Source organism: Halalkalibacter krulwichiae (assembly GCF_002109385.1).
Classification (GTDB): Bacteria; Bacillota; Bacilli; order Bacillales; family Bacillaceae_D; genus Halalkalibacter; species Halalkalibacter krulwichiae.
In genome coordinates this window covers 2253742-2273699 of the sequence record NZ_CP020814.1, presented here as the reverse complement: position 1 = coordinate 2273699, position 19958 = coordinate 2253742, and the positions used below count along the sequence as shown (strand labels likewise).

Sequence of the window (19958 nt, the reverse complement as noted above, 5' to 3'; positions counted from 1 at the left end):
AGGAGCGGGACGATGACGAAAAATCAAGATTTTAAAGACCATATTCATCATTGGCTTCTTTCTAATAAAGACGATGGTATCGATCTCTTAAGAAAACTAGTTCAAGCGAAGAGTATTCAAGGGAATGAAGCAGAAGCGCAAACGATTGTAATAGAAGAGATAACTAGAATGGGTATGAATGTAGACGTCTGGCAACCAGATAAAAGTGAGCTAGTAAAAAGCAAATATTTTGCGTCAAACCGTTCAGACTTTAGTGGAAGCCCAAATGTGATAGGAGTATTAAAGGGCAGGGAAAAGGCCGTTCGATTATTTTAAATGGCCATATTGATGTCGTTCCTGCAGGTGATCGCGAACAATGGCATGTTGAGCCGTACAGCGCTTCGATTATAGATGGCAAAATGTATGGACGGGGTGTAACAGATATGAAAGGAGGAAATGTTGCGCTTTTATTAGCAATTCAAGCGATTCAAGCGTTAAATATCAAGCTAAAGGGAGATGTGATTTTTGAAAGTGTCATTGAAGAAGAAAGTGGAGGGACTGGAACGTTAGCTGCTATATTAAAAGGTTACAAAGCTGATGCTGCTCTCATTCCAGAACCAACTAATATGAAAATATTCCCTAAACAACAAGGATCTATTTGGTTTCGCCTAACAGTCAAAGGAAGATCGGCACATGGAGGAACTCGATATGAAGGAGTAAGTGCCATTGAGAAGAGCATGCTTGTTATGGAACATATAAAATTATTAGAGCAAAAAAGAAATAAACGTATTAATGATCCCTTTATAAAAGCATCCCAATCCCAATCCCAATTAACATTGGAAAAATAAATGGGGGCGATTGGCCTTCTTCTGTTTGTGATTCAGTAATTATTGAAGGTAGATTAGGGATTTCACCAGAAGAAACAATGGAAGCTGCAAAAAACGAAATGGAAAATTGGTTAAAAGATATTAGTAAATTAGATTCTTGGTTTAGCGATTATCCAATAAAACTTGAGTGGTTTGGAGCAAGATGGGTTCCAGGCTCAATTGATAACGATCATCCTTTAGTTGCTCTAATACAGAAGAACTATCAATCTGTACTAAATGAAAACCCTATTATTGAAGCATCACCTTGGGGTACTGATGGGGGCTTATTAACGGAGGCTGGATGTACACCATCCATCATATTTGGCCCTGGTGTAACCGAGAAAGCTCATTTCCCAAATGAGTATATTGAGCTAGACCGTGTATTTGAAGCCGCTGAGATAATCGCTTTAACGTTAATTGACTGGTGCGAAATTTATACTGATAACAATTGAAAGTATACAAAGCCATGTATTCGTGATTCACATCACCTAATACATGGTTTTTTGAACGTTTGAGATCAAAATTCCTGTAAGTTAATCTTACGTAATCAAATAAAAGAAAAACAACCAATGTTATAACTAAATAAAAGGTGTTCTTTACGTATATGCTCCTTTTTCAAAATTCTATAATTTGATCTATTTTTTAATGATTGTACATAGTGATAGGTCGTTTAAAGAAATGCAAACCTTTGAAGGAGGTCCCACAAAATGCATGATACGATTATCCAGTTTGGCAATATTGTAACAGAGAATGAAGTATTTCAAGCAGATCTTGGCCTCTTAAATGGGAAAATCACAACCATTACAGAAGCAGGTAAATTAAAAGGTGGTAATGTACAAACGATTAACGCAAAAGGGGCACATATTTTTCCAGGCTTAATTGATATTCACTGTCATTTTAACGAACCAGGAAGAGAATTATGGGAAGGATTCGAAACAGGAAGTAAGAGTTTAGCTGCGGGCGGTGTCACTACTTTTTTTGATATGCCCTTAAATAGTAATCCGGCAACTACAACAAAAGAGCGGTTTCAAAGAAAAGAACAATTAGCAATTGAAAAAGCCATCGTAGATTACAGGTTATGGGCTGGACTTGTCCCTGACAATCTAAATCATTTAGAGCAATTACATTTAGAAGGGGCCATCGGATTCAAAGCATTTATGTCAGAAAGTGGTACCGATGATTTTCAATATGCAGATAATGAGACATTGCTAAAAGGAATGAGTATTATCGCGAAAGTAAATTCTATTTTAGCAATACATGCGGAATCAAATGAAATGATTAATTATTTAACAGAAATCGCAGTTAATGAGAAAAAATTTTCCGTACGTGATTATTGTCAAACAAGACCCATTGTATCGGAATTGGAAGCCGTTGAACGGATCTTACGTTATTCAGAGTTAACAGGTTGCAAAATTCATATTTGTCACGTTAGTAGCTCAAAAATTGTAGAACGAATAATTAGAGCAAAAGAAGCTGGAATTGATGTTACCGTTGAGACTTGCCCACATTATCTATATTTTTCATTAACTGAATTTGAAGAAATTGGCGCTTTGGCAAAGTGTGCACCACCATTAAGAGAGAAAGAGGAAGTTGAGTTACTATGGCATTTCATTCAAAGAGGTGATATTGATATTATTAGTTCCGACCATTCCCCATCTCCCCCGGACTTAAAATTCCAAAGTAATAATATTTTTGACGTTTGGGGTGGAATTGCAGGGTGTCAAAGTATGTTATCTGTACTATTGACAGAAGGGTATCATAAGCGAGGAATTCCTTTAACAACAATTGCTCAGGTTACCGCATATAATCCTGCGAAAAGATTTGGGTTACTAGCAAATAAAGGGACCATTCGTGTCGGAGCAGATGCCGATTTTGTAATTGTTGATATAGAAAAACCTTATACACTACAAGCTAAAGAACTTTATTATCGTCACAAAATTAGTCCATATGTTGGGGAACAGTTTATTGGAAAGGTTAAATATACGTTTACAAACGGTAAGTGCATATTTGCTAACGATAAAATTCAGCACGTAGATTTAAGGGTCTCTAAATAGAAAGATACTTATAAATAAAATATGAAAGTAGAGTCGTATGAAAGAAAACTCCATTTTTACAAAAAGGCTGACTTAAAAGTTTTATACTTTTAAGTCAGCCTTTTTGTTGAAAATACTTCTCTTAACAACATCATATCAGCATTAACAAAAGGAATGACATGTTTCTTAAATTTTTACATATATAAAAGATAAGGACAATCTTGTGTGAGAGGAGTAGATAATTTGTCAGATTTATTGAAGATATTTTATTTTTCATTATTCTTAAGTATTTTGTGGATCATTCCACGTACAGATCTCATTTTTCAATGGATTATCAGTTACTCATGGTACTCAGGGGCAATTATAACTAGCCTCGTTCTCGTATTTTGGGGTCTCCATTGGATAAAAGGAAGAAAATCTCAGCGTGAAAATGCCAAAGGTGAGGAATTAAATATACAAAAACTAGAAGGATAGTTAGGAGAGGGAAATATGACAGTAGATGAACTCATCCATGATTGTGAAAGGAAACTAAAAAGAAAGTTGACGTCTGAAGAGCAGGAATTGATCATATGGATTATAGAACGTTCGATACATACTAGGTAAATGATTGGCTCTACTTGGGTTTTGCAACCCAATCTACTTCTCTGTTGATTTGGAAAGCTTCTTAAAATAGCTAAGTCTAAAAATCAAACAAACTATTTTATTTACCCAAGTAGAACCTAATTTTATCTTTATTGGGAAATTAGAAGTTTACTTGATTTTTAACTCAGTTGACGGGACCTTACTAGCTTTTTTCGTATAGCGATTTGCATAGCTTGATGCTACAAAAGCATCTGGTTTTATTTTGGGTTCAACGCCAATCATCTCTAGACGCGCAACCATTTCTTGAACAAAATCTCTGGTCTTGTTTCTCTGTCCTGACCCTATATCAATATGTCCTTCTATTGAGAACGTGGCCCCTTGATAAAGATAGGGAAGAACAATCTCTATCATCTTACTTTTCTTTTCTTCTGTAAACATCGAAACGATTTCTTCTGTTAATGTCGTTTCAAGTGATATTCGTTCATGGAGATGAACCATCTTTCTTGGAACAACCACTTTTCTAATACAAGCCCATGCTCCTTTTCCTGTATGTTGAATAACAATACCTGTAATAAATACGGTCATCGTGGCGTGAACTTGTGAATCTGTCCCTACCATTAATCGATAGTTCCCAACCGGTTTCCTTTTCATGAATTTTATAATCCTGTTAAATACTTGTTCAAAGGACATATCCTTTTCTTGAAGATTTTGAAAGTTATATCGAATCATACGAGGCCGCTTCAAATGATCACCTTCCATTTTTCTGTTTGATTCATCATATGCAAGCAAGCCCTATTTATTAACTGCTTTCATTTAGTGTTTTTGTAATTTTTATAAAGTAGTAATGAAGGTTGAATAAGATTCTTTTAGTTATCCTCTCATTTTTGTATAAAAAATATTGTGATTATTTTTGCATTGTTATTTGCCAGCTATAGAAGTTGATAGTAATATAAGTAAGAAGTGCCGTACTCCATTTTATTTAAGTATGACGATTTATACATACTAGTTATGGAGGTCGAGCACTATATAAAGAAAGTGAAGCTAGGATTAGGAGTGGTATGAAAGTGGAAAAACAACAAATCGGAGTCGTAGGACTAGCTGTAATGGGGCGTAACCTTGCTTTAAATATTGAAAGTAGAGGATACAGTGTTTCTGTTTATAACCGTTCAGCTCAAAAAACAGAAGAAATGCTACAAGAATCAAAAGGGAAAAACGTTGTAGGTACATACAGTGTAGAAGAATTTGTTTCTTCTCTTGAGACACCAAGAAAAATTTTATTAATGGTTAAAGCGGGTCAAGCAACTGATGCAACCATTGAGTCTTTACTACCACATTTAGAAAAAGGCGACATCTTAATTGATGGTGGAAACACTTTCTTTGAAGATACACGTCGTAGAAATAAAGATCTTGCTGAATCTGGAATTCACTTCATCGGAACGGGTGTATCCGGTGGAGAAGAAGGAGCATTAAAAGGCCCTTCTATTATGCCAGGAGGTCAAAAAGAAGCATATGACTTAGTTGAACCAATTTTAAAAGCGATCTCAGCTAAAGTTGGCGACGATGCATGCTGCACTTACATTGGACCTGACGGCGCAGGTCACTATGTAAAGATGGTTCATAATGGAATTGAATATGGTGATATGCAATTAATTTGTGAATCTTATCATTTGTTAAAAGATGTTCTCGGTTTAAGTGCTGATGAACTACATGAAACATTTAAGGAATGGAATCAAGGAGAGCTCGATAGTTATTTAATTGAAATTACAACAGATATCTTTACAAAGAAAGACGATGAAACAGGGAAACCTTTAGTAGACGTGATATTAGATACTGCTGGGCAAAAAGGGACAGGCAAATGGACAAGTCAAAGTGCACTTGACTTAGGAGTTCCTCTTTCAATTATTACGGAATCCGTTTTCTCACGATTTATTTCTGCCATGAAGGATGAGCGTGTGAAAGCTAGCGGGATTTTACGCGGACCGAATACGGTTTTTGAAGGAGACAAACAAGAATTTGTGGAGAAAATCCGTAAAGCACTTTACTTAAGTAAGATTTGTTCTTATGCTCAAGGATTTGCTCAAATGAAAGTTGCTTCAGAAGAGTATAATTGGAACTTAGATTTAGGTGCAATCTCAATGATCTTTAGAGGCGGCTGCATTATTCGTGCACGTTTCCTTCAAAATATTAAAGAAGCATATGATCGTGATGCTAACTTAACGAACTTGTTATTAGATCCATACTTCCAAGAAATTGTTGAGAGCTACCAAGAAGCAGCACGTGACGTTGTTGCGACAGCTGTTAAATTAGGTATTCCAGTTCCTGGTTTAGCTAGCGCTCTTGCCTACTATGATAGCTATCGCACAGCTACTCTTCCAGCCAACCTTTTACAGGCGCAACGAGATTACTTCGGTGCACACACGTATCAACGTGTTGACAAAGAAGGAATCTTCCATACAAATTGGATGGAAAAGTAATCATGATAAGATGAATTTGACATTAGTTGAATTCATCTTTTCTTTTTTGAAAATGGTAAGATATTTTGACCTAGGAGGTAATAGAATGACTCATTTTTACATAGAAAAATTTGACTTCAATCAACCGAAGGAAATTGAAGATGCATTTAAGCAATTACTTGATCAACCGATCCAAACACTTGACCAGTTAAAAAGTTGGTTAAAGCAGCAATCTGATTTAGATGAAGCGTTAGAAGAAGCGTTATCTGGTCACTATATCGACTTTCAATGTCAAAGTGATTCAAGGAAAGCAAAAGAAAGATTTGAGCATGATCAAAATGTAATTGAACCAATGTATAAAAAATATGACTTCCTTTTAACTAATAAGCTACTCGATAGCCCTCTCGTTAATCAATTGAATTCTGACATATATGAGCAATTTATTAAACGAAAAAAGAATGCAAAAAACATATTCAGCTTAGAGAATGTTGATTTAGAAGTTAAAGAAGATGCTCTTGTTACACAATATTTTGAAATTACAGGATCCATTACGGTCATTTTTGAAGGAGAAGAATTAACATTAAGTCAGCTTACTCCTTATTATGAAGATGCCAATCGAAACAAAAGGGAAAAGGCCGTTACATTAGCTGCTGAGGCAATTCTCTTAAAAGAAAAAGATCTTCAGGTCATTATGGATCAATTAGTTAAACTGCGCCATCAAAAAGCTATGAATAGAAACCTCTCGAATTATCGGGATTACATGTTTAAGAAGTATGAGCGTTTTGATTATACAGCAGAGGATTGTAAACAATTAGCGGAGTCTATTAGAAAATATGTCAAGCCATTAAAAGAAAAACTACAAAAAAAACACCAACAAGAAATTGGAGTAGATACTTACAAGCCTTGGGATCGTTATGCTGTTCCTATTGGACAATCGACACTTAAGCCATTTAAAACGAGCAATGAGCTTATTGAGAAAACTAGAACTATTTTAAATAAGTTAGATCCCCGCTTTTCACATTTATTAACATCCATGAATGAGAAAGGGATGCTTGATCTAAATAGTAGAAAGGGAAAATCACCTGGTGGGTTTTGTTCTGCTCTTCCTTTATCTAAATTATCCTTTATTTTCATGAATGCATCTAAAACACACGACGACATGATCACTCTTATTCATGAAATGGGTCATTGTATTCATAATGATCTAATGAAAGATCAACCAATTAGTGATTATCGTGAAGCTCCAATGGAGTCAGCTGAATTAGCAAGCATGTCGATGGAGTTACTTACAATGGACCAATGGAATACTTTTTATGAAAAAAAGACTGAATTAAAAAGAGCGATGACAATGCAATTAAGAGGGATTATTGATTTCTTGCCTCAAGGAATGGTGATTGATCAGTTTCAACATTGGATGTATGAAAACCCGAAACATTCCGCACAAGAGCGTAATAAACAATATCAAGAAATAGCAAAGCAGTTAGATTCTAATTACGTTGATTGGTCCAATTATGAAAAGTGGCAACAAACAGCATGGATGAGAGTCCTTCACATTTTTGAAGTGCCTTTTTATTATATCGAGTATGTCATTGCTCAATTAGGGGCGCTGCAAATATACAAGCAATATCGTGAGAACCCTCAGCAAGCATTAGAGAGGTATAAGTCAGCTCTTGCATTAGGGTCCTCTAAATCTTTACCTGAAGTTTACGAAGCAGCAGGGATTCGCTTTGATTTTTCAGAAACAACGATTAAAGAACTAATGACCTTCTTAGAAAGTGAATTGGAAGTAATTGATTTATAAAAACTCAAGCTACCTTTAGATTCACTGCTACTTAATAAAAAGCGTTCAGAAAGGCATCGAACACTATGAGTAAAAAGTATATAGTTTTTCTATTATTTACTGTACCTCTCTTTCTTTACTTTCTGGTGTTACACATTCAAATTCAAAGATTTAGTCAACAAGAAGTTCCAAAAGGAGCCGATTTCCTAATTATTTTAGGTGCTAAAGTAGACGGGACCACCCCTTCTCTCTCGCTGCAATTCCGAATTGATGCTGCCGCAATATATTTACTTGAAAACCCTCAAACTATTGTGATTGCTACTGGAGGGCAAGGTCCAGATGAGGATCTTACTGAAGCGGAGACAATTAAAAGAGAATTAGTAGCAAAAGGAATTAATGCAAATCGAATTAAGCTAGAGGGCAACTCAACAACGACAGAAGAGAATATAAAACTTTCAATACCTTATCTCCCAAATCAATCTCAGACAGGGATTGTCGTATCTAACGATTATCATTTATACCGAGCGATAAAAATAGGGAATGATGAAGGATTACAATTAATAGGGCTCCCTGCAAAAACGCCTATTCTGTCATTACCTAAATCATATATACGTGAATATTTAGCTATTACTAAATATTACTTAAAAAATAAAGATTGATTGAAATTAAACACCGTTAATACGGTGTTTTTTTGTTATGCACAAAAAAATAATTGAATGATATGCATTTTTTAACATCGGTTTTAAAAGACTAACTAATAAAAGATAAAATGAAAGAGGGCAACCATTACGTGAAGAAAAAAAGTCATTTTGCAATGAGAGTCAACATCATGTTCTTCTTTATATTTCTTTTATTTTCTGGCTTGATTTTACGGTTAGGCATCGTTCAAATTGTTCAAGGCGAAGATTTTGAAAGTGAACTTGCTTCAACAACAAACATTATTTCAAGAATAAATGCGCCTAGAGGGCTTATGTATGATCGGTACGGTCATCTTGTTGTTGATAACACACTTGAGCTTTCACTTACCTATACAAACCCTTCACGCACACAGAAACCAGTAGAGATGATTGCGATCGCAAGAAAACTTGAACCAATGATTGATATTGATACAAATCGAGTGACCGATAGAGATAAAAGAGAATACATATTGCTTCAAATGAAAGAAGACGAGCGCTATCGTTTGATTAACAAAGAAGAGCGTAAGAATCTTGAATCAAATACATTGATCTATCGTTTAGAACTTGAACGTATACCACAACAACGAGTAGAAGATCTAACAAAAGCTGATAAAAAAATAATTGCAATTTATCGACAAATGCAAAGAGCACATATGAATAACGCACAAAGAATTAAGCGTAATATTACTGAGGAAGAGGCTCATCAAATAAGTGAGATTCTAGACCAATTACCGGGGATAGATATATTGCGCGATTCAAGAAGAACATACGTCTATGGAGATTCATTCCGAGAATTCTTTGGGTCCATTAATGTTATACCTAAAGGAAAAGTCGATCATTTTCTATCTAGAGGATATGAACAATCAGATTTAGTTGGTACAAGTTTCTTAGAAGCTCAATATGAAGATGTTCTAAGAGGGAAAAAAGCTGTCGTTGAACGAACAACTCAAAAAACTCCGGGAAACACTGTTCAAAAAAAGACAAGGGAAATCCTTGGTGCAAGAGGAAATGATCTTGTATTAACTCTTGATATGGAATTACAACAACAATTAGAAAACATTATTTCAAAAGAAATGAACAAGGCTGGAAAAGGATCTTTTATTTCAGATCGCTCGGCTTATGCTGTACTTATAGAACCGAAAACAGGTGATATTTTAGCAATGGCTGGATATTTTGATCCTGCGAATGAGAAGACAGAGGGAGTTTCTGATCATATTGGTAATGTCACAAAAGCCTTTGCGATGGGTTCAACCGTTAAAGCCGCATCGGTATTAACTGGATTTCAGACAAATATTATTCAACCAGGAGATCGATTTCTCGATGAACCAATTTATTTACCGGCTACACCGGTCAAAAAGTCGTGGACAAATCAACTCGGTGTTGTTAATGATATTCAAGCGTTAGAACAATCTTCTAACGTTTATATGTTCCAAATAGGTATGCGTTTAGCGAATTGTTATTACAAAGAGAAAGATGAACACTGTGGTTGGAATACAAATTCGATACGCAAAGCCTATAGCGAAGTACGTAACTCTTTCAACCAATTTGGATTAGGCTCTGAGACAGGTATCGACCTTCCATACTCAGAAACTGGTTTAAAAGGTGGGAGTGAAGTAGGCGGAAATCTAATGGACTTAATGATTGGCCAATATGATACTTATACTCCTCTGCAGTTAGCTCAATACATTGCAACCATCGCAAATGATGGTTATCGAATGGAACCACGGTTAGTTCGAGAAATTAGAGCGCCTTTAATTAATGAGCATGATCGCACTATTGTAATCAAAAGATTTGAACCGAAAATACTAAACCGTATTGAAATGAGCGACGCTCACATTAAGCGTGTCAAGGAGGGGCTAAGAGCCGTAATGACTAAAGGAACTGCAGCAAAAAAATTTGCAAAAGTTCGTTACAATCCAGCAGGAAAAACAGGTACTGCTCAAGTTAGAATACCAGTAGGAGAAGGAGTAAACCGTCACTTTGTAGAAGGAAATACACAGACGCTTGTAGGATATGCACCGTATGATGATCCAGAGATTGCATTTGCCGTTGTCGTACCATTTGCTCAATTAGACGAAGAAGGTGGTAGAAAAGGTATGGCACAAAATATCGCGGATGACGCCATGAAAACTTATTTTAAATTAAAAAAAGTTAGAAAAGGTCCTACTTTATCTCCTCAGTAGAAATTACCAACAATAATAAGTTGCGCGGAATTACATTATCGTATATAGTATGAATAGAACATCTGATATAACATTCAGGTAATCGCTGCATCATTTGATGTAGAGGAAAGTCCATGCTCGCACGGTCTGAGATGATCGTAGTGTTCGTGCCTAGCCAAAAAATAAGCTAGGGCAATTTGGTCAAGTAGACTAGATTGACGGCAGGGAAAAGCACCTAAGGTTAATTTGACTATGGGCGAGTACCCTTGAAAGTGCCACAGTGACGAAGCTCTCCTGGAAACGGAAGAGGTGGAACGCGGTAAACCCCACGAGCGAGAAACCCAAATTTGGTAGGGGAACTATCTCGAAGGAATTAAACGGAGAGATAGACAGATAGCAGTTGTTATCTGTAGATAGATGATTACCACCGGAGTACGAGGGTAAAACCGTTTGCAGTACTAAGGTACAAAACATGGCTTATCGAATGTTATAGAAACAGATTATTTGTTTATCAAGGCTGCGTTGCTCGTTATTGATATATGTTTCAACCTTTATACGTAAATAGTGAGTTTAAAATTTAGATTCTAATGTCAGGCCTTTGTTCTTTTAGGGGAAGGCAGAAGGATTTGTGCAAACACCAACTTTTTTAAAAGGGGTCGTTTGAAACTCTATTATTTAACGGCAAAAGCGGCACACCACTTAGTAAATTTTAAAATGATCAGGTTCTCTTACGGGACTGATCTTTTTTCTAATCAATAACTTAAACTTGAAAAGTCAATAAAGGTCAAATATAATATAAGTATATTCATTATTTAAAAAAGCCGAAATGGCTTTTTCTTTTCAATAAAAGGTCAAATTTAGTCAAAGTCAAACCTAGTATAGAAAGGATGAAGAAGATGCTGTGTCAAAAATGTCAAAAAAATCAAGCGAACATATCAATGAACCTTATCGTAAATCAAGCGAAACAACAAATGTCTTTATGTACAGATTGCTATCACCAAATAAGTTCAAAGTTTGGCATGAATTCTTTACCGTTTGATGATTTATTTAAAGGTTTTTTTGAAGCGCAGGGCAATCAAACTAATAGCGGATTTACACACGTAAAAGAAGAAAAACGTAGAGAAGGCGGCAATGGTTTCCTTGATCAGCATGGTCGAAATTTATCTGAAGAAGCGAGACAAGGACGCATTGATCAAGTAATTGGGCGTGAAAAAGAAATTGAACGAGTAATTGAAGTATTAAACCGTCGTTCTAAAAATAATCCAGTTTTAATCGGAGAAGCTGGTGTAGGTAAAACGGCGATTGCTGAAGGCTTTGCGTTTAAAATTGTAAGAGGTGAAGTCCCTACAAAGCTTTTAAACAAGGAAGTATACGTGTTAGACATTAGTTCACTCGTTGCAGGCACAAACTATAGAGGTCAATTTGAAGAAAAAATGCAGCAACTTGTAACGGAATTACAGGAACGAGACAATGTCATTTTGTTCATTGACGAGTTGCATATGATGGTTGGAGCAGGTGCAAGTTCAGAAGGGTCAATGGATGCCGGAAATATACTTAAACCAGCTTTAGCACGTGGAGAGTTTCAAATTATTGGTGCAACTACCTTAAAAGAATACAGAATGATTGAGAAAGATGCAGCTCTAGAGCGCCGCTTTCAACCCGTTATCGTTAAAGAGCCGACAATTGATGAGGCATTTGAAATTTTAAAAGGTATCAGACCTATTTATGAGAATTATCACAACGTAAAATACTCTGATGAAGTATTAAAAGCTTGTATTACATTATCAGATCGTTATATTCAGGATCGTTTCTTACCAGATAAAGCGATTGATTTACTGGATGAAGCTGGATCAAAATTAAATTTAACACAAGGAGAAACAGATAAAGGAAAGTTAGAGAAGCGTTTAAATGAGATTGCAAGAGAAAAGGAACTAGCAACTAAAGACGAAAATTATGAAAGAGCCGCAAAGCTTCGCGATGAAGAAGTTGACATTAAAAATAAACTCGAAAATGACATAAAAGAACCGGTTCAAGAAGTTACGGAAGAGGATATACAAGGCATTATTGAAAGAAGTACCGGAATCCCTGTTAAGAAACTTCAAAAAACAGAGAAATCGAAAATGAAAGATCTGCAATCAAACCTTGCTAAAAAAGTCATTGGACAAGATAGAGCAATCGAAAAAGTTACAAAGGCAATTCTACGAGCACGAGTTGGATTAAAGCCCAAATCTCGTCCAACTGCATCATTTTTATTTGTCGGACCAACCGGTACTGGTAAGACAGAGTTAACAAAAACGTTAGCAGCAGAGTTATTTGGAAGTAAGAACTCAATGATTCGACTCGATATGAGTGAGTATATGGAAAAACATTCTGTTTCTAAATTAATTGGTTCTCCGCCAGGCTATGTAGGTCATGATGAAGCTGGACAATTAACGGAACAGGTTCGTCGTAATCCTTATTCTATTATCTTGTTAGATGAGATTGAAAAAGCGCATCCGGATGTTTTAAATATGTTTCTGCAAATTATGGAGGATGGTCGGTTAACAGATAGTCAAGGTAGAGTAGTGAACTTTACTGAAACGGTTATAATCATGACATCAAATGCCGGTGTAACTGACAGAAAACTAGCTACGATTGGATTTAACGATGAAGGAGAAAGTGTTCTAGCAACACAAAGTATTCTTGAAGATCTTAGAGATTACTTTAAACCAGAATTTTTGAATCGTATCGATTCGATTATTGAATTTTCTCCTTTGCAAAAAACTGATTTAATCCAAATTATTAACATCATGCTTAAAGAGTTACAATTGACATTACATGAACAAGGCTATTCAATGGTTGTAACACAAGCAGCAAAAGAAAGAATTGCTGAACTCGGTTATCATCAAGCATTTGGTGCACGCCCATTACGTAGAGCAATTCAAGAGTACATTGAAGACCCGATTACATCCCTTATTATTGAAACAGAAGAATCCGTTCAATCATTTACAGTAGATGTTGCCAATAATAAGATTCATGTTCGAATGAATGAATAAGACAGTCAAGGATTTTCTTGACTGTCTTATTTCCTTTTTGTTAGTCCTAATCTTATGTATGAAATGATTGCTGAAGCAAATGCTACTTTTAGAGGTGATTTAAATGAGAGAAGATAAAAAAAACGCATTCACTATGCCAACACAAGCAACTTTAGATGGAGAAATAGGGATTCGGACTGAATTAGATTCACGAGATCCTTCCCAAACAGTTGATCGATATGCTGGTGATTCTGTTGATCAGCATAAAGAATTAGAAAAAGCAAATGAAGGCCTTGCAGAAGCAGAAATTAAACAAGTATCAGAAAACAGCTGACAAACTAAAGATAAGTCTAGTTTTTTTATTTTATTTGAAGTAAGCCACTCAAATTGCTGAGTGGCTTACTTCATTAATGTTCAATCAAACTTGATAGATTTACTTCTTTTTCATCTTGAGGATCGTCAAGCGGAAAGATTCTAGCCGTGTCGTACTGATTACTTACTGATTGAATATAAATAGGTATCTCATCGTAAGTAACATTTGCCATTACTGGAGATTGTGAAATTTCGATTGCACGCTGTTTATTCATGCTAGTCCCCCTTATTTTATTTTATTTTCGAATGTTACTATTTGCAAAAATAGTAATTCTTATTCATAATCAATTTATTCAGTTGTGTGCTCATTTCGCTTTCATATCTCCCGGTAAGGGTAACAAAATACTTAAATAGATTAAATTAATTTTAACAATTATTTCAATTGAATTTTAATGAAAATTAGCTCATGATGGTATTTATAAGAGTTTGAAATTCATAAGAGAGAGGTCGTCTATGTCAGAACAGAATATTACAAGGCTACATTTAGAAGGTAAAGAATACATATTGATTGGAACTGCGCATGTGTCAAAACGAAGTGCAGAGGAAGTGAAAGAAGTAATTGAAGCGGAACAACCAGACTCTGTTTGTATAGAATTAGATAACCAAAGGTATCAGTCCATCACAGAAGGCAATAAGTGGAAAGATATGGATATATTTAAAGTGATTAAAGAAAAAAAAGCAACTTTACTTCTTATGAATCTTTTAATATCTTCTTTCCAAAAAAGAATTGCTAAACAGTTTGACATTAAACCTGGCCAAGAAATGATACAAGGTATTGAGTCAGCAAAAGATGTCGGTGCCGAGCTAGTATTAGCAGACCGTAATATTCAAACTACGTTTGCACGAATTTGGCACAATATTGGGCTTAGTGGCAAAGCGAAACTTTTAATGCAAATCATTTATAGTGTCTTTAATAAAGAGGAAATATCTGAAGAGGAACTCGATAAGATGAAATCTCAAGATATGCTTCATTCCATGTTGGATGAATTTACGGCAACATTTCCTCGGTTGAAAGTTCCTCTAATAGATGAACGAGATCAATATTTAGCTCAAAAAATTAAGGAAGCACCAGGAGACAAAATTGTCGCAGTCCTTGGAGCAGCGCATGTTCCTGGTATTAAGGAACAAATCAAAAAGGAAAATGATATAGAGGAATTGTCAAAACGACCGCCAAAATCGAAAACTCCAGCAATAATTGGTTGGTCTATTCCACTTATCATTCTCGGTATTATAATTTACTCATTCTATGCCAATCCTGAAGTTGGAGTAAATCTTACGATGAGTTGGATTATTTGGAATGCACTATTTGCTGGAATTGGGGCAACTGTAGCATTAGCCCATCCATTAACCATTTTAGCTGCAATAGTCATTGCACCTTTTAGTTCACTTTATCCATTACTAGCAGCCGGTTGGGTAGCTGGATTTGTTGAAGCCTACTTACGAAAACCTAAAGTAGCTGATTTTGAAAATTTATCAGATGACGTTTATACCGTTAAAGGTTTCTGGAATAATAAAGTTACTCGCATCTTGCTAATTATTGTTTTAACGAATTTAGGAAGCACCATTGGCACTGCTGTTGGTGGAGCAGATGTCGTTCGACAATTTATACAGAACATACTTGGGTAAGAGCTTAAATTGATAATATAACTACATATTAGATGAAAAAGCAGGGGAGAATTGTATTCACTACTCCCTTGTTTTTTATAGTTATGTATCCAAACAAATGAAAAACAGGGAGGTTACGTCTAGAATGAAATTAAGCATTTTAGATCAAGCACCTATTTTATCAGGATTAAAAGCTAGTGACGCATTAAAGGAAGCACTGAATTTAGCGAAGTTAGGTGAAGAGCTTGGATATACAAGATATTGGATTGCTGAACATCATAATCTCTCAGGTTTGTCTTCCTCAGCTCCAGAAATTATGCTTAGTTATATTGGTGCAAATACGAAAAAGATTCGTATTGGTTCAGGGGCGATTCTATTACCTCACTATAAACCGTATAAGGTCGCAGAAGTATTTAATACGTTAGCTATTCTTTTCCCAAATCGAATTGATTTAGGTATTGGTCGAGCACCTGGCGGGTCAGCTGAAGCAACAAACGCTTTATCTGATAACTTTCTTGAACAAGTTTGGAAGATGCCAGCAACCTTAAAGGAATTATTAGAATTTCTAGATACAAATGATTTAGAAAGGAAAGAGTCCAGAGTTATTGCAACACCTTTACCTGATCAAGCACCAAAGCCTTGGTTGCTTGGCACAAGTAAGAAAAGTGCACTCCTTGCAGCCGAGTACGGTATGTCCTATGCATTTGGTCATTTCATGAGCGATTACGACGGTGTTGAGATTATTAAACAATACAAGAAGCATTTCACTCCTATAAAAGAAGGCGATAAAGCAGAGCCTTTAATAACCGTATCTGTTATCTGTGCAGACACAACAAGAGAGGCAGAGGAATTAGCATTATACAATTACGCTTGGAAGAAAATGAATGAATCTCTAGATATTAATGTGACAACAACAACTAAAGATCCAAGTAAAATGATTGAAACGTTTAACAGAGAACGAACACTCGAAAAACTAAAAAGGAACACAGTAATAGGGAATCAAACGGAAGTGGCTAGTGAGCTTCAAGGATTAAAGAGAATGTACGATGTAGAAGAACTAATGATTGTAACGATCCCATCTACATATCAAGAGCGAACCAGATCCTATCAATTATTAGCTGAAGCATTATTATAATAAACTAATTTGTCGGTCATACTATAAGAAAACTAGCTGGAGTGGGTTTAATGTCTTTAATTAACGGTAGGATTGTTGCTGGAGAATTTGATAAAGAAGTAAATGAATTTTTAGTCCATAAAGTAAAAAATTTATCGACGTCATCTGCTCTTACTAAAAAGCAAGCATTAAAGCTGTATAATTATTTAAAGAGTCATGAAAATGATCCAGGAGGCCAAGTTATTACTTTATATGACCAAATGCTATTATCCTTATCTCGAGAGGAACTTAATTCACTCATTTGTGACTTAGAAGAAATCCAAGATCTATACCATTAATGTGAGCTCGAAATATTATACGAACATTCGTTTCCGTTAACAGTTTTTTATGGTAAGATTAAAACTAGCAACTGAATATTGCTTCTCAAGGGTGGAGGCATTTCATCCCCATTGAAAGGGGGTGAGGCCAATGACCGTGTTTGAATCACTTATGCTTATGGTTGCATTTGCGACACTGGTAGTTGTGATACTTACGGCTAACAATAAAAAATAATCCACCCTTACTCTAGAGAAGCTGGGTGGATCTTGCCAAATGTATGATCTGCCGCCCCTTGAAGGGCAGTTCTTTTGCATCCCGGTGTTGTTACCAGCAACATCGGGCTTTTTATTATATGCTTAATACTTTTAAGTATACGCAATTTAAGTAAGCAATGCAATTAGCATGAGAAATTTCATAACAAGAAAGGGATCAATAAGCAAGATTTTCTAGTTTCTCATAATGATATAGACTAAATATAAGACATAAAAAATAGTTAAAGCAAGACCCTCATACTTAGCAACTTTATATTGTGTTCTTGAGAAGATAAACAGTAAAATAGTAAGAATTAAGAGAACGACAACATCAAAGAACAGCTTATCGTTAACAGGGAGGGGGAAATGACGGAAGCTACACCTAAAACAAATAGGATATTGAAAATTGAGCTACCTACGATATTCCCAAGTGCTATTTCACTTTGCTTCTTGAGTGCTGCTGTAATTGATGTAATGAGTTCTGGTAAAGAAGAGCCAATCGCAACAATCGTTAAACCAACCAATGTCTCACTCATCCCAAAACGGTAGGCGATTTCGGTACTGTTGTTGACAACTAAAGACCCACCAAAGATAATGGCTGCTAATCCAACTATCGTAATGATAATATTTTTAGTGAGTGAGCCAACTTCCTTATCGTTATTTGGAGCAACGTTTTCAGCCTTTTCTCTACTATTTCTCGCCGCTTCAATAACATAATATAGGAAAATTGAAAAGAATAATAAGAAAATTATCCCATCACTACGGGTAATCATATTAACATTTGTTAGATCAAGCGTTCGATCACTCATGAAAACAAATAATGCCAAAGTAGATAAGAAGGCAAATGGGATTTCTTTTTTGATAGTTGGTCTTTCAACAGCTAATGGGAAAATAAAGGCGGTTACGCCAATAACTAAAGACATATTTAACAAATTACTACCGACAATATTCCCAATTGTAACGTCCGCACTTCCTTCTAAAGCAGCAATAATACTCACAGTCGCCTCTGGAGCTCCTGTACCAAAAGCAACGATCGTTAATCCAATAATAAGAGGGGGATGCGAAATAAACTAGCTATACCTGATGACCCATCTATAAAATAATCGGCACCTTTTATTAATAGTGCAAAACCTACAAGTAACAAAATATATACCATCGCTTCACCAGCTTTCTGTTGATCAGTAATTAAGAACTTACTCCATATAAAGAAACATATTTTTTAGCATAACTAATAACATCACATTTATGTACAGATAATAAAAGTGATATTTATCTTTATAGAATTGATTAGTGGGCAATTAAGTGAGATGGATGCTATGTAACAGTAAGTCAAATAGAGTTACCATCCCAAAAATTTCTCCCGTCTCAAAAACATAAGTATACTTTGGATATGAGACAAGAGAACTCTTTGTTTATTAACTTCCGATAATATATATTATGTAAACTAGATTCTGAAGCAATATGCCCAAATGATATTATTCGTCACCTTTAGGCATATCCATTTTATCAACTGCATTTTTCAAGTCATCATTATTAATGTGTGTGTAAATCATTGTTGTTTGTATGGAAGAATGTCCGAGTTGTCTTCTTAATTTTGGTACATCATTTATTTCGCTATGATACCTTGTTGCGAATGAATGTCGCAATTTATGTACAGATAATGAAGGTTTTCCAAATGCCTTTGCATATTTTTCAATTAATTTCTCTATCGATCGAGCAGTCAACCTTCTAGGTGTTCCTTTAGGACCCATTGCTGCAGCTACGAACAACGCTTTATTAGCCTTATCAACTTTATATCGTGCTTTGCGAATAAGAAGATACTCATTTAGATCGTCCATTGCTTGCTTGCTAAAATACACATATTGTTCTTTATTTCCTTTTCGGATAACTCTTGCTGTGAATTTACTATGATCAATGTCGTCTAAATTCAGGTTCACAACCTCCGAAAGTCGCAATCCAGAGCCTAATATGAGAGATACAATGGCTGTATCACGTTCTCGATTTAATTGATGAAAGTTTACTATTTTCCTATTATCTTTATTAAGATGGCCATAATCAGAAGAAATAAAAAGGCGAAACTTCTCATATTCATCGCCCATCAATATTTTGCCTTCCATTTTATTTGCTACAGTTTCCATACTTTCTTTTAATTCATTAAACTCAATTTTAGCCATAACATTCCGGTGCAAATACGGTTTTAAATCAGGAGTTTCAGCAATATTTTGTAAGTAATTAAAAAGAGATTTCAATGCGGATAATTTTCGATTCACAGTAACTTTCTTGTTATTTAGTTGATACTCGAGAAAACTGAGAAAACCATCAGCTTGCTGAACCGTTATGGATTCTAATCGTTCTAGTGGAACATCTTTCATATCGCCAGAATGCAAACCTTCAGTACAAATCCAATTAAAAAAAATTTTGAAATCATGAGCATAATTTAACAATGATGCGGCAGAAAGTTTTCTGCGTTTATGACTCATATATTCTTCAACATACCAGGGTAAATCTTTGAGTAGCATTTGTAGTTTTTTATATTGTTGCTGTTGAAATTGACTAGCCATAAATATCACCTCGTTTATTTTATTTTACAATATTTCAATATCTGCAGCAATTATTACGTCAAATTTATATTTTACGTAATAATCTTTTTGTTGTAACGACTTGATTCTCTTCTTTTTCTTTGTGAGTAGAATTAAAAGTTAGTCATTCCTCTCTCCTTCTGGTCAATATCTCTACAATGATAGAATGTTGC

Annotated in this window: 15 protein-coding genes, 1 other RNA gene and 2 pseudogenes; 14 read left to right on the top strand and 4 right to left on the bottom strand. The window is 35.3% G+C overall.

Going from position 1 to position 19958, the window contains the following annotated elements:
- Positions 1–12 precede the first annotated feature (12 nt).
- The 3 genes and pseudogenes from BkAM31D_RS11370 (at position 13) to BkAM31D_RS11360 (ending at position 3352) form a co-directional block, all read left to right on the top strand.
- Positions 13–1297: pseudogene (locus BkAM31D_RS11370) on the top strand (peptidase).
- 255 nt (positions 1298–1552) lie between these two features.
- Positions 1553–2899 carry an allantoinase gene (locus tag BkAM31D_RS11365; RefSeq protein WP_066149173.1) on the top strand — a complete coding sequence of 449 codons (1347 nt, stop codon included), beginning with the start codon at positions 1553–1555 and terminating at the stop codon, positions 2897–2899.
- A 222-nt stretch (positions 2900–3121) separates the two neighbouring features.
- Positions 3122–3352: a hypothetical protein gene (locus tag BkAM31D_RS11360; RefSeq protein WP_066149171.1), complete on the top strand. Its 231-nt coding sequence runs from the start codon at positions 3122–3124 to the stop codon at positions 3350–3352.
- A 276-nt stretch (positions 3353–3628) separates the two neighbouring features.
- Here the strand turns inward: BkAM31D_RS11360 and BkAM31D_RS11355 are convergent, their stop codons facing one another.
- A complete protein-coding gene (locus tag BkAM31D_RS11355; protein WP_066149169.1) occupies positions 3629–4189 on the bottom strand; it encodes a ribonuclease H-like YkuK family protein in 561 nt (186 codons plus the stop codon).
- 335 nt (positions 4190–4524) lie between these two features.
- Here BkAM31D_RS11355 and gnd point away from each other — a divergent pair, with 335 nt between their 5' ends.
- The 7 genes from gnd (at position 4525) to BkAM31D_RS11320 (ending at position 13880) form a co-directional block, all read left to right on the top strand.
- A complete protein-coding gene (gene gnd / locus BkAM31D_RS11350; protein WP_066149167.1) occupies positions 4525–5934 on the top strand; it encodes an NADP-dependent phosphogluconate dehydrogenase in 1410 nt (469 codons plus the stop codon).
- An 85-nt stretch (positions 5935–6019) separates the two neighbouring features.
- Entirely contained in the window at positions 6020–7714 is a 1695-nt protein-coding gene (locus BkAM31D_RS11345) for a M3 family oligoendopeptidase (RefSeq protein WP_066149165.1), read from the top strand.
- A gap of 65 nt (positions 7715–7779) precedes the next feature.
- Positions 7780–8352 (top strand): YdcF family protein, encoded by a 573-nt coding sequence (locus BkAM31D_RS11340; protein ID WP_066149163.1) that lies wholly within the window; start codon positions 7780–7782, stop codon positions 8350–8352.
- Positions 8353–8483: 131 nt separating this feature from the next.
- Entirely contained in the window at positions 8484–10553 is a 2070-nt protein-coding gene (locus tag BkAM31D_RS11335) for a peptidoglycan D,D-transpeptidase FtsI family protein (protein ID WP_257391659.1), read from the top strand.
- Positions 10554–10623: 70 nt separating this feature from the next.
- Positions 10624–11017, top strand: an RNA gene (gene rnpB / locus BkAM31D_RS11330) — RNase P RNA component class B.
- A gap of 411 nt (positions 11018–11428) precedes the next feature.
- Positions 11429–13567, top strand: a complete 2139-nt coding sequence (locus BkAM31D_RS11325) for an ATP-dependent Clp protease ATP-binding subunit (protein WP_066149158.1) — start codon at positions 11429–11431, stop codon at positions 13565–13567.
- 103 nt (positions 13568–13670) lie between these two features.
- The gene (locus BkAM31D_RS11320) at positions 13671–13880 is read left to right on the top strand and encodes a hypothetical protein (protein ID WP_066149157.1); all 210 of its coding nucleotides are present in this window, start codon (positions 13671–13673) and stop codon (positions 13878–13880) included.
- A gap of 73 nt (positions 13881–13953) precedes the next feature.
- On the opposite strand, the gene BkAM31D_RS11315 is transcribed toward BkAM31D_RS11320, so the two are convergent.
- Positions 13954–14133: an H-type small acid-soluble spore protein gene (locus BkAM31D_RS11315; RefSeq protein ID WP_066149155.1), complete on the bottom strand. Its 180-nt coding sequence runs from the start codon at positions 14131–14133 to the stop codon at positions 13954–13956.
- A gap of 238 nt (positions 14134–14371) precedes the next feature.
- Here BkAM31D_RS11315 and BkAM31D_RS11310 point away from each other — a divergent pair, with 238 nt between their 5' ends.
- From BkAM31D_RS11310 to BkAM31D_RS24855, 4 genes are all read left to right on the top strand, one after another.
- Positions 14372–15544, top strand: a complete 1173-nt coding sequence (locus BkAM31D_RS11310) for a TraB/GumN family protein (RefSeq protein WP_066149153.1) — start codon at positions 14372–14374, stop codon at positions 15542–15544.
- 124 nt (positions 15545–15668) lie between these two features.
- Positions 15669–16658 carry an LLM class flavin-dependent oxidoreductase gene (locus BkAM31D_RS11305; protein ID WP_066149151.1) on the top strand — a complete coding sequence of 330 codons (990 nt, stop codon included), beginning with the start codon at positions 15669–15671 and terminating at the stop codon, positions 16656–16658.
- A 50-nt stretch (positions 16659–16708) separates the two neighbouring features.
- The gene (locus BkAM31D_RS11300; RefSeq protein WP_066149149.1) at positions 16709–16975 is read left to right on the top strand and encodes a hypothetical protein; all 267 of its coding nucleotides are present in this window, start codon (positions 16709–16711) and stop codon (positions 16973–16975) included.
- 130 nt (positions 16976–17105) lie between these two features.
- Positions 17106–17189, top strand: a complete 84-nt coding sequence (locus BkAM31D_RS24855) for a putative holin-like toxin (RefSeq protein WP_369692298.1) — start codon at positions 17106–17108, stop codon at positions 17187–17189.
- A gap of 212 nt (positions 17190–17401) precedes the next feature.
- Here the strand turns inward: BkAM31D_RS24855 and BkAM31D_RS11295 are convergent.
- Positions 17402–18362: pseudogene (locus BkAM31D_RS11295) on the bottom strand (calcium/sodium antiporter).
- 319 nt (positions 18363–18681) lie between these two features.
- Positions 18682–19767, bottom strand: coding sequence for a tyrosine recombinase XerS (gene xerS, locus BkAM31D_RS11290; RefSeq protein ID WP_066149144.1), 1086 nt, complete (start codon positions 19765–19767; stop codon positions 18682–18684).
- Between the last annotated feature and the right edge of the window lie 191 nt (positions 19768–19958).

Bases quoted from the DNA above. Each gene is read 5' to 3' on its own strand.
- BkAM31D_RS11315 (WP_066149155.1), bottom strand. From the start codon at position 14,133: ATGAATAAACAGCGTGCAATCGAAATTTCACAATCTCCAGTAATGGCA.
- BkAM31D_RS11345 (WP_066149165.1), top strand. From the start codon at position 6,020: ATGACTCATTTTTACATAGAAAAATTTGACTTCAATCAACCGAAGGAA.
- BkAM31D_RS11355 (WP_066149169.1), bottom strand. From the start codon at position 4,189: ATGATTCGATATAACTTTCAAAATCTTCAAGAAAAGGATATGTCCTTT.
- BkAM31D_RS11365 (WP_066149173.1), top strand. From the start codon at position 1,553: ATGCATGATACGATTATCCAGTTTGGCAATATTGTAACAGAGAATGAA.
- xerS (WP_066149144.1), bottom strand. From the start codon at position 19,767: ATGGCTAGTCAATTTCAACAGCAACAATATAAAAAACTACAAATGCTA.
- BkAM31D_RS11305 (WP_066149151.1), top strand. From the start codon at position 15,669: ATGAAATTAAGCATTTTAGATCAAGCACCTATTTTATCAGGATTAAAA.
- BkAM31D_RS11310 (WP_066149153.1), top strand. From the start codon at position 14,372: ATGTCAGAACAGAATATTACAAGGCTACATTTAGAAGGTAAAGAATAC.
- BkAM31D_RS11325 (WP_066149158.1), top strand. From the start codon at position 11,429: ATGCTGTGTCAAAAATGTCAAAAAAATCAAGCGAACATATCAATGAAC.
- BkAM31D_RS11320 (WP_066149157.1), top strand. From the start codon at position 13,671: ATGAGAGAAGATAAAAAAAACGCATTCACTATGCCAACACAAGCAACT.
- BkAM31D_RS24855 (WP_369692298.1), top strand. From the start codon at position 17,106: ATGACCGTGTTTGAATCACTTATGCTTATGGTTGCATTTGCGACACTG.
- BkAM31D_RS11340 (WP_066149163.1), top strand. From the start codon at position 7,780: ATGAGTAAAAAGTATATAGTTTTTCTATTATTTACTGTACCTCTCTTT.
- BkAM31D_RS11300 (WP_066149149.1), top strand. From the start codon at position 16,709: ATGTCTTTAATTAACGGTAGGATTGTTGCTGGAGAATTTGATAAAGAA.